Origin of the sequence: Sphingobacterium tenebrionis, assembly GCF_037126265.1 — a bacterium.
Classification (GTDB): domain Bacteria; phylum Bacteroidota; class Bacteroidia; order Sphingobacteriales; family Sphingobacteriaceae; genus Sphingobacterium; species Sphingobacterium tenebrionis.
On record NZ_JAYLLN010000015.1, the window covers coordinates 21,838 to 36,724 of the forward strand.

General features: G+C 40.5%; 10 protein-coding genes. 5 read left to right on the forward strand and 5 right to left on the reverse strand.

Annotated elements, in window-relative coordinates:
* Positions 1–114: 114 nt before the first annotated feature.
* Positions 115–1,872: an alpha-L-fucosidase gene (locus tag VJ786_RS07795; RefSeq protein ID WP_336557536.1), complete on the reverse strand. Its 1,758-nt coding sequence runs from the start codon at positions 1,870–1,872 to the stop codon at positions 115–117.
* A gap of 110 nt (positions 1,873–1,982) precedes the next feature.
* Between VJ786_RS07795 and fic the strand changes: the two genes are divergently transcribed.
* Complete coding sequence (gene fic / locus VJ786_RS16640; protein WP_437129010.1) at positions 1,983–2,855, forward strand: protein adenylyltransferase Fic; 873 nt, start codon at positions 1,983–1,985, stop codon at positions 2,853–2,855.
* A 64-nt stretch (positions 2,856–2,919) separates the two neighbouring features.
* On the opposite strand, the gene VJ786_RS07805 is transcribed toward fic, so the two are convergent.
* Genes VJ786_RS07805 through VJ786_RS07815 form a run of 3 tightly spaced genes read right to left on the reverse strand, consistent with a single transcriptional unit; the run spans position 2,920 to position 9,140 of the window.
* Entirely contained in the window at positions 2,920–4,809 is a 1,890-nt protein-coding gene (locus VJ786_RS07805; protein WP_336557537.1) for a SusD/RagB family nutrient-binding outer membrane lipoprotein, read from the reverse strand.
* A gap of 10 nt (positions 4,810–4,819) precedes the next feature.
* Positions 4,820–7,933 (reverse strand): SusC/RagA family TonB-linked outer membrane protein, encoded by a 3,114-nt coding sequence (locus tag VJ786_RS07810; RefSeq protein WP_336557539.1) that lies wholly within the window; start codon positions 7,931–7,933, stop codon positions 4,820–4,822.
* Between the two features lie 19 nt (positions 7,934–7,952).
* A complete protein-coding gene (locus VJ786_RS07815) occupies positions 7,953–9,140 on the reverse strand; it encodes an ROK family transcriptional regulator (protein ID WP_336557540.1) in 1,188 nt (395 codons plus the stop codon).
* A gap of 229 nt (positions 9,141–9,369) precedes the next feature.
* Here VJ786_RS07815 and VJ786_RS07820 point away from each other — a divergent pair, with 229 nt between their 5' ends.
* The 4 genes from VJ786_RS07820 to VJ786_RS07835 all read left to right on the forward strand — a co-directional run bounded on the left by VJ786_RS07820 (position 9,370) and on the right by VJ786_RS07835 (position 14,386).
* On the forward strand, positions 9,370–10,581 hold the full coding sequence (locus VJ786_RS07820; protein WP_336557541.1) for an acyltransferase family protein: 1,212 nt from the start codon (positions 9,370–9,372) through the stop codon (positions 10,579–10,581).
* 108 nt (positions 10,582–10,689) lie between these two features.
* Complete coding sequence (gene rpsO / locus VJ786_RS07825) at positions 10,690–10,968, forward strand: 30S ribosomal protein S15 (RefSeq protein WP_099367735.1); 279 nt, start codon at positions 10,690–10,692, stop codon at positions 10,966–10,968.
* A 175-nt stretch (positions 10,969–11,143) separates the two neighbouring features.
* The gene (gene pnp, locus VJ786_RS07830; RefSeq protein ID WP_336557542.1) at positions 11,144–13,303 is read left to right on the forward strand and encodes a polyribonucleotide nucleotidyltransferase; all 2,160 of its coding nucleotides are present in this window, start codon (positions 11,144–11,146) and stop codon (positions 13,301–13,303) included.
* 186 nt (positions 13,304–13,489) lie between these two features.
* Positions 13,490–14,386 carry a collagen-like domain-containing protein gene (locus VJ786_RS07835; RefSeq protein WP_336557543.1) on the forward strand — a complete coding sequence of 299 codons (897 nt, stop codon included), beginning with the start codon at positions 13,490–13,492 and terminating at the stop codon, positions 14,384–14,386.
* Between the two features lie 171 nt (positions 14,387–14,557).
* Here VJ786_RS07835 and VJ786_RS07840 read toward each other — a convergent pair whose 3' ends face one another.
* The gene (locus VJ786_RS07840) at positions 14,558–14,881 is read right to left on the reverse strand and encodes a DUF493 domain-containing protein (RefSeq protein ID WP_336557544.1); all 324 of its coding nucleotides are present in this window, start codon (positions 14,879–14,881) and stop codon (positions 14,558–14,560) included.
* Positions 14,882–14,887: the final 6 nt, after the last annotated feature.

Here is a 14,887-nt window from a genome sequence, read left to right on the forward strand (position 1 = left end):
GAAAAAAGCAAGCAATCACCTCACCTCAAAAGAAGCTTTTTCTTTAGATCCTGTTTATAAAAAAACAGTTCCAAATTCTCCTAAGGTCAAATCCTAATTCTCCAAAATTTAATCTTATTTTTCCGAAAGCCAGATCCTATTAAACAACACTTCTTTCTCTGCTTGAAAATCAACCTGTATCTCCTGCGCCTTATCCATCGAAAATTCACCCAATACCACATCCAAAAACTCCTCCACATACCAATTCTGGTTAGGTTCCACAGTAATCTTTCCATTAGGCTTGGCCACTGCCTTCCAAGTTCTGCCATTCGCAGTAATGGTCAGTCCTATATCTTCTTTGGCAGGATTATGTAAAGAAGCCTCTAATTGATAATTTCCTGATTTTGGTACATATACTTTCCAGCTCACTTTTTGATTCGCTTTAAGCTTCAAATGATCCGGACTAGTCCCATCAAATCCCTTAAACTCCAGTCCCTTACTGATCGTGTTTTTGGCATTCAAACTAAATCCTCCAAATGTAGATTCCCCTACGATTTCCTTGTTGATATCCAACTTATCCATCGTCAGCTTGATCACTGAAACATAAGGATTAGGTTGATCCCCTGCACAATGTATATGCAATAAAGGGCCATTCTGCTCAAATTTCAATGCCTTGCGACCGGAGGAAGTCAATAGTTCCACCTTATTGGGCTTACTGCTTAGCCCAGTTACCCGAAGAATTTTATCCAACGGCCAATTATACACATGCAGATACAATGCACCAGTCTTTTTGTTCAAGGTGATCTTTCCCCAATCGTGTTGGGAAGACCGAATTTCCAATCCGGTGTTCATATATATCGATTCGCCATAGTTAGCAAGCCATTTCCCCATGGTCTCTAATCGTTCAATTCCTTCATACGGAACCGATCCATCTGCTCTAGGGCCAATATTTAAGGTATAAGATCCATTCAGGCTCACATTATTGATCAAGGATTGGAACAGTTGATTGGTTGATTTCCATTCGTTCTCCAAGGCATTGAATCCCCAGGAATGAGCGATCGTTCCAGGTGTTTCCCAGATATGGGTGGTATAAGCCGATCCAAATTGGTTATCACCCAATGTTTCGAAGTCCACATGTTCGTTTTCTATAGGTAGCCCCAAACGGGAGTTGATCAGGCAGTTGGGTTGCAGGTCGTGGATCAGGTTGGCCAATTGGTCCAACTGTTCTTTTTTGATGATGCTTTGTTGGTAGGGGATCCACATGTCAAACCACATCATCTCAATATCACCATAATTACTTAGCAACTCCCTGACCTGAGGGATCACTTTTTCTTGCCAATATTGGTTGTATTGAGCATCTGTAACCCTTCCGGTAATTTCCTGGTTATGATTCCATGCATATGGATGTTGCCAATCGATCCAATGGGAATAATAGAAACAGAGTTTGATGTTGTGTTTTTTACAGGCTTCAGCAATTTCCTTGATCACATCCCTATTGGTCCCACTTAATTTGGGTAGGGAGTAATCACCTACCTTTGTATCCCAAAGGGCAACACCATCATGGTGCTTAGAGGTAATGATGATGTATTTCATGCCGGCTTTTTTGGCCAGTAACACCCATTCTTCTGGATTGATTTTATCCCAGTCGAATCGTTTGGCAAGCGCTCCGTATTCGGCTTCCCCAATCCGGTTCCGGTATCGGATCCATTCGGCATAGTTGTTCGGGTGTCTAAGTCTTTCGCCTTTCCAGATCCCTTCCGTGGCACTGTACAGCCCCCAATGAATGAACATACCGAAGCGGTCGTCTTCTAGCCATTGGGCTTTATTGGGTTGTTGGGCAGAAGTAAATAAACAGTAGCAAATCAGAAACAAAGTACAGATGGCAGATCTCATAAAATTTGGTTTTATTGTGGCTTACAAGATAATAAAAAGGGGTGCAATATTTCTTTATCTTTGTTATATAAATTGCTTGGTTTATATTAAAATTTAAAAAACTGGAGCGTATGAATAAGATTTCTATCCGTTTTTTCAATGACCGTGAAGTTCGTGCTATTTGGGATGAAGAAAATACTAAATGGTGGTTTTCAGTATTGGATATAATTGCGGTATTAACTGATCAAGATGATTATTCCAAAGCGCGGAACTATTGGAAATATCTTAAAACTAAGCTTAAAAAAGAAAATAATGAAGTGGTTAGTATCACTAACCAGTTGAAATTTTTGGCTCCGGATGGTAAAAGGAGATTTGCAGATGTATTGGATTATAACGGGATTATTATACTCGGAAAAACCTTTCCTGGAAATAAAGCAAATAGATTCATAGAATGGTTTACGTATAGTGACGAATCTATTGATGGTAAGAGTAAGAATAAAGCATATTCTTTATATGAGAGTTCCTTTATAGATAACATTGAAGTAGGAACGGTTAAGGGTCTGCAACAAATACATGCTTATTTGTTTGGTGGATTGTATGAATTTGCTGGTCAAATTCGCACTAAAAATATTGCAAAAGGCGGATTTCAATTTGCCATGGCTCAATTTTTACCAAACACTTTAAAAGAGATTGAATTAATGCCAGAGGAAGATTTCAATCAAATACTTGATAAATATGTTGAAATGAATATTGCTCATCCATTTATGGAAGGAAATGGTAGAAGTATGCGCATCTGGTTGGATCTTATGTTCAAGCAGACATTGAAAAAATGTGTCGATTGGAGCAAAATTACTAAGAATGACTATCATCAAGCAATGCAAATAAGTGTTGTCGATAGCCAATTGTTAAAGAAGGCAATTTCAGATGCATTGACTGAGGATATTAACAGCCGCGAAATGTTCATGAAAGGAATTGATTACTCCTATTATTATGAGGAAAATTAATAAATAAAAAAATCTCGTGGGGCAGGGCGCCCCACGAGAAACCATTATATTAAAAATTGAACCTTTAGTTCTTTTTAGCCCACCAAAGCGGGGTAAATATTTGGTCTTCACCACCTAACTGCGTAACAGCTTTGTCGTAATTAGTCTGATCGGCAGAGCGGAAAGATGAAGGATATCTCAAACGTTGTGGGAAGAAATTCACCTGGTTTTTTGTGTAATTAGATGAATTCAACTGTAACATGGTTTGGATTGGTTGTTCAACAGCAGGGTTTTCGAAAAATGGTAAACCTAATCTTCGGTGATCACTCCATGCTTCCAAAGCCATATAAGGGAATGTAGCAATGTATTTCTGCGTGATGATCTTTGTTAGTTTATCATTCTTCACCGTACCATTTTTATAAATGGTATTGGAAGGATACGGAATCTGCGCAGTTCCAGGTGCCCCAGTGTATGCATCAATGAATTTTACGGTATGAGAAGCAGGTGGTTCCGTAACATGGTCATAACTTACAGAAGTACCCACGCGGTTATAGTTGGTAGAAGCTTTATATGCTGCTAAATGGCTATTCACACCCCAATATTCAAAATTCTGTTCAATACCTTTTTCATAAGCGGCTTTATCCGACATCGGGGTTGTCCAACCTCTCAATGCCGCTTCGGCCATTAGGAAATGGGATTCCCAAGAAGCAAAGAACAACCTTTTCTGTGTACTCGTTCTGAACTTGTTGATCATTCCAGGTAGGCGACCATTCTGACCACGAAATACCAGGTTAGATGCTAGACCACCCCATGTTCCACCAGTGAAAGCATTCCAGGTGTATTTTGTATCTAAATTATCTGTCCGTGTATCTGAAACCTTGATAGAAGCTTCTTGGGTGCTGGCTGCCGGCCAATATTCTCCATCCGTTTTATTTCCAGGAACGAAGAAGGCTTTATAAGCACGTGGGTCCATTTTATTTGGCATACCATCCAAATAGTATCCTTGAGAAGGATCGTTGGATTTTACCGAGAAATTGGAAAGATATCGTGTTCCAAAATCATCCTCAGGTTTGATCTTTTCTATTATGCCTTGATTGGTAAATTGATCGGCTGTTTTAATACCTCCTAAACCGATGAATATATTGTTGAGGGTAGCTGAAAGGATTTGTGTGTTCCAGCTTCTGGACATGACGCCTGAAAGTGGGTCCCAACCATCTTTTTCTTGAACACCAAAGTTCTGTTCTTTCGTTTCGATGAATTTATTCGTAGCAACTGCGGCCTCAAATTCTGATTTTGCCTTCGCCGCATCTACTTCAGACAAGCGCATAGCGAAACGCATCCTCATGGAATTGGCAAATCTGATCCAATTCTCCCAATTGAAACCATAAGCCGCATCGTAAGATTTGATATCACCATTTGCAACACTTACATCAATTTTGCTGGTAGCATCTTTTAACTCGTCAAAAAGATAGTTGTAAACCTCTTGAACCGTATTGAAAGTTGGGTTGGTTCCTTTGAACGATTCGATCGGGGCAGGTCCAAAGTTATCCGATAGTTCACTCATCAGATAAGCTCTCCAGATACGAGCCACTTGTTTCACGTTTTCATTGTGTGCAGCTGCGGTTCCATTGGCGGCTTGCTTTTCGGCTATCTCGATGGCTGCATTCGCATTGTTCAACCATTCGGAAATATAACGCCAATAATCACCATTAAACGTATCATCATCAACACCCATGTTTAGGTAATTGAAATAATGATGTCTTGCTGCGGTTTTCCAATAGTACACATATACCCTTTCTGCAATGTGTGGATCTTGCTGCGCGCCAATAATGGCGTTGTTTAGAAAATATTCAGGTTTTACCTGATTTTCATTCGCCGCTGTTGGGCTGGTATTTAATTCTTCGAATTTACTACAGGAAGCAGTTATTCCTCCAATAAGCAAAGCGAAAGTTATTTTTGATATGATATTTTTCATGATTGTCTAATTAGAAGCCTACAGAAATATTAAGGAAGAAAGATCTGGAAGTTGGGAAAGATAAGTATTCAAATCCAACGGCATTGGTGCTCAATGCAAAGGTCGATTCTGGATCAACCCCTTTTCCATAGCTTTTTAACATCGCTAAATTGTTCACTGAGATTCCGAATTTTGCAGATTTTACAGCTGAGGACTTCAGCACCTGACTTGGGATGCTGTAGTTCAACATTAAGTTTCGGATACGGATGTTTGTTGCATTCAATAGGTTGTGTTCCGTAATCCCTAAGTTACCATTGCCAGCAACAGCTGCCCAATAGTTTTCAGGACTTACTTCTTTGTTGTTCTGTACATAGGTGTCTTTATCTAAGATAACTCCATCCACTACGAAATTAGCTCGGTCACCATTCACTACGGTTTCTGCAGACGAACCACTTAACTGTATAGCACGGTGTGTTCCTGCGAAGAATTTACCACCGAAACGACCATCGACCTGAAAGCTCAATCCGAAGTTTTTATAAGAAAAAGAGTTGGTTATACCTACCAATGCACGTGCTGTTTGGTCACCCAACATGGTTGTAGGACCAGAAGCTTTTTGTGGAAGCCCAGTTTGGGAAGCCAAGATCAACTTTCCATAATGCTCAGATTCTACATCCTCAACTCTTAAGAATCGTGTTCCGTAGATGGCACCATAATACTTGCCTTCTTCAGCAAAGATTTTCACATCATCATATCCGCCTAGTTCCGTACGTTTTACGTCATCATGTAATTTGATGATTTTGTTCTGGTTGTGGGATACATTTGCTCTAAGATCCCATTTCAATGGGGTATCTCTTAAGATGTTCGCATTGAAAACCACCTCGAAACCTTGGTTTTGAATATTACCAGCATTAGCTTTGAACCCTTGGTATCCTGATAGGTTGTTCATTGGGATATTGATCAACTGATTGGTCGAATTAGTTTTGTAATACGCAAAGTCGATTCCGATACGATCATTCAAGAACCTGGTTTCAAAACCTGCTTCAAAACTTTTCTGCAACTCATTCACTACACCTGGATTGAAGAGGATATTTCCTTTGGAAGCTGTCGTTACGTTGTTCGGGTCATTACCTACATTATACGTGTTGTATAATTGGTATGGGTCCATATCACGACCAGTTTCGGCATAAGAAGCTCTAATTTTTGCAAAAGAGAACCAAGATGGCATTTCCCCATTTACACGTACAAGATCAGAGATGATCAAGGATGTACTTGCAGAAGGGTAGAAGTAACTGTTATTGTCTGGATGTAAAGTAGAAGTCCAGTCATTTCTTGCCGTCAAAGTAATAAACCAGAAATTACTATAGTTGATATCTAAGCTGGAGTAAACCGAGTTGATCTGTTTTCTGGAAATACTTTCAGAAATACTTGGGTTTCCAATGTTATTACCTAATGTGAAAAGGTTTGGAACACGTAGGTTTCCTGCTGAAGAATTGATTCCATTTCTGTTTCTCTCCATGATCTGTCCATAAAGCGACAAAGCACCACCCCAGTTTCCAAAAAGATTATCTTTTCTCGCGTGGATACTAGCAATGTAGTTGTTTTCATAGAACTTATCCACCCCAGTAGAGTAGGAGTTGTTCAAGTTTGCCCCTGTATAGGTTTTGGATTCGTATTTGGTGCTGTAGGTATCAGTACCCACACGTGCATCAGCACTTAACCAATCATTGAAATCGTATTTTACCGTAGCGTTCATTAAATAACGGTCGCGGGTATCTGTACTCAACTTGTTATGAGCAGCCCAATATGGGTTTACCGGTGCATCAGCTGGATCCGTATACCAGATTTGATTCACCCCTAGTTCATCCATCCCTGTTTTGAATTGGGTAATATCCAATGAACGTGGAAACAATAGAACCTGGGAGTAGAAGTTACCATCGTTATGACCACCTACAGCTCTGTTATAAGCCATGTTTTTCATGTATTGTACTTTTACATCAGTACTCCATTGGTTTCTTTCACCAAATTTAGCGTTTACACGGTTGATCAAGTTCAATCTGTTCAACTTCATCCCTGGCGTTTTGCTATCATCATGTAGGTAAGTGGCAGAAGTGTATAGGTTTACTTTGTCAGAAATCGCCTGTTGGAAGTTGATGTTCTGTGTAGTGCTGAAACCTGTTTTAAAGAAGTTGGACATGTTGTCATAAGCGGAAAGATTGGCTTTAGAACCATCCCACATATCGACTTCCTGGCCAGCAATCTTTGCTCCCCAAGAAGTACTCGCCAAACGACCATAAATACCACCAGCACCTTGTGAGAATGTGCTTTGAAGTTCAGGTGTCATAAACATGTTTTCAATACCTGTAATGGTCGAATAACTGATTCCTACACCATCTTTAGCTTTACCTGATTTTGTTGTGATCAAGATAACCCCATTGGAAGCTCTTGAACCATATAAAGCGGATGCGGCACCACCTTTTAAAACCGACATGCTTTCGATATCCTCTGGGTTTAAGTCGCCAAGACCGCTACCCATATCGGCAGTAGGATTCCAAAAGTCGTTATTGCTTGCTCCAACAAAATTATCCATCGGCACACCATCCACAACGATCAAAGGCTGGTTGTCGCCAGTTAATGAATTGAAACCTCTTAAGATAATTTTGGATGAAGAAGCCGGTCCTCCAGAACCTTTAACAACCTGAAGGTTAGAAACCTTACCAGCTAAAGCGTTCGCTACGTTATTTTCACGCGCATCTGTTAAAGATTCGCCTTTTACTTCTTGGAAAGAATATCCAAGTGCTCTGCGCTCTCTTTTAACCCCCATTGCCGTTACTACAACCTCATCAATGTTGCTATTGTCGACAGATAGGGTTACATTATGGGTAGCTCCAGAAACAGTGATTTCCTGAGAACCATAACCCATACTTGAAAAGCGGATTTTTTGGCCATTATCAGCTTGGATGCTGTAATTACCATTTTGGTCTGATTGTGCAGCCCGGTTGGTACCCACCACCGTAACACTGACACCAGCCAATGGACCGTTAGCATCTGTTACTCGCCCCGTAACAGTTTGCTGTGCAAATAATGTCGTAATGCTCAATAGCATAACCAACATTATACTGCAACTTTTTGCGTAAAGATTACTCATTTGTTGATGATTTAATTGATTAAATTTCTGTTAAATAATTCTTGTATATGCTCTTGTCTGAATTACCAATGCAGACGCAGGCAGATCCTAATAGTTGAATGTGTTTGGTATTTGAAAATTGGATTTTAGTGTTTTTTGATAATCGTTGGATGGTAAATTCCAATAGGGCGGAATTGATCTGAGGTGCTAATATGGTTTTTGCCTGTGCACCACGGCCTGAAACCACCACCATTTCTGGATTAATAATGTGAATCAGGGTAGCTATCCCCTTGCCCAACATATACCCGATACGACTTATCGCCTCTATTGCCAATTGATCCCCAGCATTTGCCGCAGTTAATAATTGATCGCCAGTGATGTGGTTATTTTGCTGCTGATAATCCTTTAATAAAGAAGATTCTTCACCTTTTGAAAGTTTCTCGGTCGCAAACTCAATCGCTGCGATCAGCGATGCTTCCACCTCCAGACAACCTTTTTTGCCACAAGAACAAAGCTTGTTTTGGTTTGATAAGGGTATGTGGCTAAATTCTCCTGCATATCCTGAATGACCACGATAAAGTTCGTTGTCAATGATCATTCCCAGTCCTACACCCCAATTTAGGTTTACCACCATGACGTTTCTGGCGTCTTTGGCTTGTCCAAAATAGTGTTCCGCTATAGCGATTGCTGAAGAATCATTTTCGATGAAAACCGGTAGGTTAAACGTTTTACCTAAATTGGCCTGAAAATCGTAAAAAGGTGATTCAGCTGTGAAGGAATTGTTTTTCCCGGATTTACTATCCACAAAACCTGGAATACTGACCCCTATGCCATAGATGGGTTTTTCTTGGACCAACAACATGGTTTGCCTGATAAAGGCAACCAATTCTTCATATGCATTTGCCCCTTTGAGTGGAATTCGTTTGGTAGAGATTTCCGTTTGAAATTCGTTTTTGAAATCAGTAACAACGACCGATGTGTAAAATTGATCGATTGCCACACAAACGATTAATGGAAGCTGTTGGCTGTTTGGAATGAATTGAGCAGCTCGTCTTCCGCCCGTTGAAGGAGCAAGCCCGTCTTGTTGAATCAGATCCGATTGAAGAAGTTTATGGATAGAATTCGTTATGTTGGGCACACTCTTCCCAATAGAGGAGCTAAGCTCTGCAATCGATTGCGGACTTGAAAAGTATAAACTTTTTAATATCGACAATTTTAGGTTATCCACGGCTAATACGTTTTATTAAACTTATTGTAAAGTTATGTTAAAAATTTCTTAACATACAAATTCTTTTTAAATTTTTTAATAAGTAGGGTTCTACTATTTAAAACCTATGCAAAGGTTCGGTTTTTATCATGCGTGTTTATGCGTGTTTTCTGCCTTTCAAACTAAATGTTGCATTATTTGAGCTTTGAATGCCCAATAATAATTGTACCTTAGTTAGAATTATTAAATTATGAAGCAACGTTATTACTCTTTGGATGTGTTCAGAGGTGCTACAGTGGCGCTAATGATCATGGTGAATAATCCAGGTACTTGGTCATCGATGTTTGCCCCGCTAAAACATGCACCTTGGCACGGTTGTACGCCAACCGATTTGGTGTTTCCATTTTTTCTGTTTGCCGTAGGAAATGCGATGTCCTTTGTGATTCCACGCCTCCAAGAGGCAGGGGATGGGGTATTCTGGAAGAAAGTCATCAAGCGAACGATTCTCATTTTCCTGATTGGATTAGGGCTCAACTGGTTTCCTTTTGTACAATGGGTGGATGGGACGCTGCAATTCCGAGAGTGGGTTAGCAGTGTGGATCCTGAAAAAGGGGTTCGGATTTTAGGGGTTTTACAGCGCATTGCTATTGCCTACTTTTTTGCATCTGTATTAGCCTATTATTTTAAGCCTCGGACCCTAATTTATATTTCGGCGGTTATCCTTTTGGGATATTGGGGACTGAGCGCATTTTTAGGAACGGGGGATCCCTATTCGTTGGAAGGCTGGTTTGGAACAGCGATCGATAAACAGATTCTGGGGGTAGCCCATATGTATAAAGGTGAGGGGGTTCCCTTTGATCCGGAAGGTTTCGTGAGTGCCATGCCTGCGGTAATCCAAGTGGTATTCGGTTATCTGGCGGGGGTATTTATCAAAAAACAGGGACAGGTGGATTGGCTTTGGACACGAGTTCCACAGAGTCAGGAACCACATTTCAAATTGTTGTCTGGGATGTTTGTGACCGGGTTTATTCTATTGGTATTGGCTTGGACCTGGTCTTTAGGATTTCCCATCAACAAAAAAATATGGACCAGTTCCTATGTGTTATACACAACAGGATTGGGCGTGATGACGATCGGAGCGATGATCTGGTATATCGAGGTACAGGGAGTCAAGAATAAGCTTACCCAGTTTTTCGATGTGTTCGGGAAAAACCCATTGTTCATTTTTGTGTTGAGTGGGTTATTACCAAAATCATTAGCTTTGATCCGAATTCCAAACGGATTTGCGGAGGATGGAAAAGCCTTGTTCACCACACCATTGGCTTGGTTCTATAAAAATGTTTGTGCGCAGATTCCTGGTCCTACAGAGGTAGGTTCTTTTGTGTATTCCCTGTGCTTTCTGGCTTTTATGTGGGCCATCTGTTACTGGTTGGACCAAAAGAAAATCTATATCAAGGTATAAAGGATTGGGTAATTCCCTGTAAATGAATAATAATTTTAAAAAGTTGCTGATAAACATTATCTTTGCAGCCAATTAATAAATTTTTTAACGCTTTAATATTATTCAAGAATGTATTTAAGTAAAGAGTACAAAGCTGATATCTTCGCAGAATTTGCAGGTGCAGCAGAAAACACTGGTTCTGCAGAAGGACAAGTAGCTTTATTCACTAAAAGAATCGCTCACTTAACTGAGCATTTGAAAAAAAACAGAAAAGATTTTAACACACAACGTTCTCTACAAATGTTAGTAGGTAAACGTCGTTCTTTATTAGCTTATCTGTACAAAAAAGATATCAACAGATATCGTGCGATCATCAAAGGCTTAGGCTTGCGTGATATCATCAAATAAGCTTTTAGTAAAAAAACAGAAGAGCCCCGAATTTCGGGGCTCTTTCTTTTTGTGATATCTTATGTATCATTTATTGATGCGATAGAAATAAAAATTTTTTACCTTTGTGCGATTAAAAATGTCAAATTAAATAGATGCATGTAAATTGACGCAAGTGCATCAAAACGAACGAACAATGAGTTATAACGAAAAGAAAGTAACAATTGACATGGGTGGCGGGTTAGCTCCCATTGAATTGTCGACTGGGAAATTGGCTAAACAGGCTGATGGATCAGTAGTTTTAAAGCAAGGAGCAACGATGTTGCTAGCGACCGTGGTTTCTGCAAAGGAGCCAAAGGCGGGAACAGATTTCCTTCCTTTATCGGTAGATTACCAAGAGAAATATGCAGCCACAGGACGTATTCCAGGTGGTTTTTTACGTCGTGAAGCAAGACTTTCAGATTATGAGGTTTTGATTTCAAGATTGATCGATAGGGCTTTACGTCCATTATTCCCTGATACCTACCACGCAGATACACAAGTAATGGTTTCTTTGATCTCTGCAGATAAAGAGATCATGCCTGATGCTTTGGCAGGTTTAGCAGCTTCTGCAGCAATCGCTGTTTCTGATATTCCTTTCAATGGCCCAATCTCTGAAGTGCGTGTAGCGAAGGTAGATGGTCAATTAGTGATCAACCCTACGGTATCGGCTTTGGAAAAAGCAACATTGGAATTTATCGTAGCAGGTTCTGCACAGGATATCGTGATGGTAGAAGGTGAGGCGAACGAGATTTCTGAAGCTGAAATGGTAGAAGCAATTGCTTTTGCACATGAAGCCATCAAAAAACAAGTGGCAGCACAGGTTGAATTGGCCAACTTGGTTGGATCCCATGATAAGAGAGGTTTTGATCATGAGCCTTCCAACCCAGCATTGCGTGAAGCTATCTATGATGCTACCTATAGCCAAGTTTATGAAGTTGCCAAATCAGGTTCTTCGAAACATGAGCGTACAGAGAAATTCGCAGCCATTGGAGAGGCATTCTTCGAAACAATGGGTGAGGAGATCGATGATGATACGAAATTCTTATTGAAGAAATATTACCATGATGTACAGTACGATGCGGTTCGTAATCTTTTATTGGATGAAGGTATCCGTTTGGATGGCCGTGATGTTCGTAAGGTACGTCCGATCTGGACTGAAGTGGATTACTTACCGGCAGCACACGGTTCTGCGGTATTTACACGTGGTGAAACACAGTCTTTGACATCTGTAACTTTAGGTGCTAAAGACGATGAGCAGATGATCGATGGTGCATTCTTCCATGGATACAATAAGTTTATCCTTCACTACAACTTCCCTGGTTTCTCTACTGGTGAGGTAAGACCTAACAGAGGTCCTGGTCGTCGTGAGGTAGGTCACGGTAACCTGGCCATGCGTTCATTGAAAAAAGTGCTTCCTACGGAAGATAATCCATATACCATCCGTGTTGTTTCTGATATCCTGGAATCCAATGGTTCTTCATCAATGGCAACTGTATGTGCAGGAACACTGGCGTTGATGGATGCCGGTGTAAAAATCAAAGCGCCAGTATCTGGTATCGCAATGGGATTGATCTCTGATGAGAAAACAGGTAAATACGCTATTTTATCCGACATCTTAGGAGATGAGGATCACTTAGGAGATATGGACTTCAAAGTAACCGGTACAGCAAATGGTATCGTAGGTTGTCAAATGGACTTAAAGATCAATGGTCTGAAATGGGAAGTATTGACACAAGCTTTGGATCAAGCGAAAGAAGCTCGTTTACACATCCTTGGTGAAATGGCGAAAACCATCACGGAGCCACGTGAAGATTACAAACCACATGCTCCACGCATCATCCAGATCCTTATCGATAAAGAATTTATCGGTGCGGTTATTGGCCCAGGTGGTAAGATCATCCAAGAAATGCAACGTGAAACTGGTGCAACCATCTCCATTGAAGAAGTGGATAATAAAGGTGTTGTTCAGATCTTCGCTGACAATAAAGAATCTATCGATGCTGCTTTAGCAAGAATCAAAGCGATCACTGCAAAACCAGAAATTGGTGAAGTATATGAAGGTAAAGTGAAAACCATTATGCCTTTCGGAGCTTTCGTAGAGATCATGCCAGGTAAAGACGGTTTATTACATATCTCTGAAATTGATTGGAAACGTCTTGAAACCATGGACGGTGTGTTTAAAGAAGGCGATATGGTAACTGTTAAGTTATTGGATATTGACAAACAAGGTAAATTGAAGCTTTCTAGAAAAGCGTTATTACCAAGACCTCCAAGGGAAGACAAGCCTGCAAAGGATCAACCAAAAGAGGACTAATAAACGAATACCTATAGATGAAGGGAGCAACATGTTGCTCCCTTTGTTTTTTTTACGTAAAAAAGTTTTCCCTCATTAAAAGCCAATATTCACTCATTCAAGAACCCTCTTCCCTCATCGATGGATTTTTGTGGTGCAAAATCAAATAATTTCGACATCATAAACAATAAGTAAACGAAAAACATTATGAAAACGAATTTATTGATGATGCTCTTGGCCGTCATTATTGGCTTAGGCGCATGTAAAAAAGGGGATACTGGACCAATGGGGCCCCAAGGTGAAAAGGGAGATCAGGGGATACAAGGGGTAACGGGGGTAAAGGGAGCTGATGGTTCCACGATATTCAGTGGAGCAGATGTTCCAACTGCAGCCATTGGTAAAAATGGCGATTTCTATTTCAGGACGGCAACAGGGGTGTTATATGGCCCTAAAACGGCAGCAGGCTGGGGAAATGGTACCAATCTGAAAGGTGCTAATGGCACGAATGGTACCAACGGTACAAATGGAACAAACGGTACGAACGGAAAGGATGGGTCACAATTTTTATCAGGTACGGTCATTCCCGACGCGGGTTTAGGGAAAGTAGGCGATTTCTATTTCAATACTGCCCAGATGGTGCTTTATGGTCCAAAGACAGCTACAGGATGGGGTGTAGGCGCTAATTTAAAAGCAGATGCAAGAGTGATGTATTCTGGCTGGAAAACTAGTGTTAGAATGAAGGACTCTATCATGGATGGAACCGTCGCTCGGATTGCACACATTTATGTCCCCCAATTAACGGAAACCGTGATGGCATCTGCAGTTGTATTGATGTATTTGGATTATAGTGGTGGTCCATTTCCGTTGCCATATACAAGCAGGGCAGGAGGTAGGATGTCTACCATCACCTTTAAATTGAAGAAAAATGAAATCGTGGTTTATCGGTATGTATATGATGGCGGGGCATTGTTGATGTTGGGCTCACAGATTCAATTTCGCTATGTCATCATCCCAGGTAATATGTATATAGGTTTGAAGGAAAGAAATATAGATTTTGGAAATCCAGCTGCCGTGCAGCAAGCGTTGGAAACAATGGACAGGTAAGAAGTGGTTTTTGAAAGATTGCTTCGTCGTACCTCCTCGCAATGACGTGGTGGAAGATTGCTTCGTCGTGCCTCCTCGCAATGACGTTCCGATATAGGTCTAAATACTAACTACTAAATACTAACTAATGTTATAAAAAAGAGAGGGTGTCATTTTGACACCCTCTCTTTTTTATAACATCATTACATCAGGTATTTCTGCTACCTTTTTGTAATAGTCGATAACCTCATCTGCATTGTTCACATAGTTCTCGATCGAGATGGAAGTGTATTTCCCGCCTGAAGAGCTTTTTTCGGAAAACTTAGCGCTGGCATGCGTAAAAATCGCTTTCACCTGCTCCGCTTTGTCTGAATCTGTTTTCACGATAAATTTAAAGGTGTAGATCGTAGGAAATTTCTCTACATCGATCAATTTCTCTTTAAAGTTTTTGTAAAAATCCTGCGGATTATTATCCTGTATATCTTTAATGTTGATGTTGTTGTTAAAATCTGGCATTTTTCA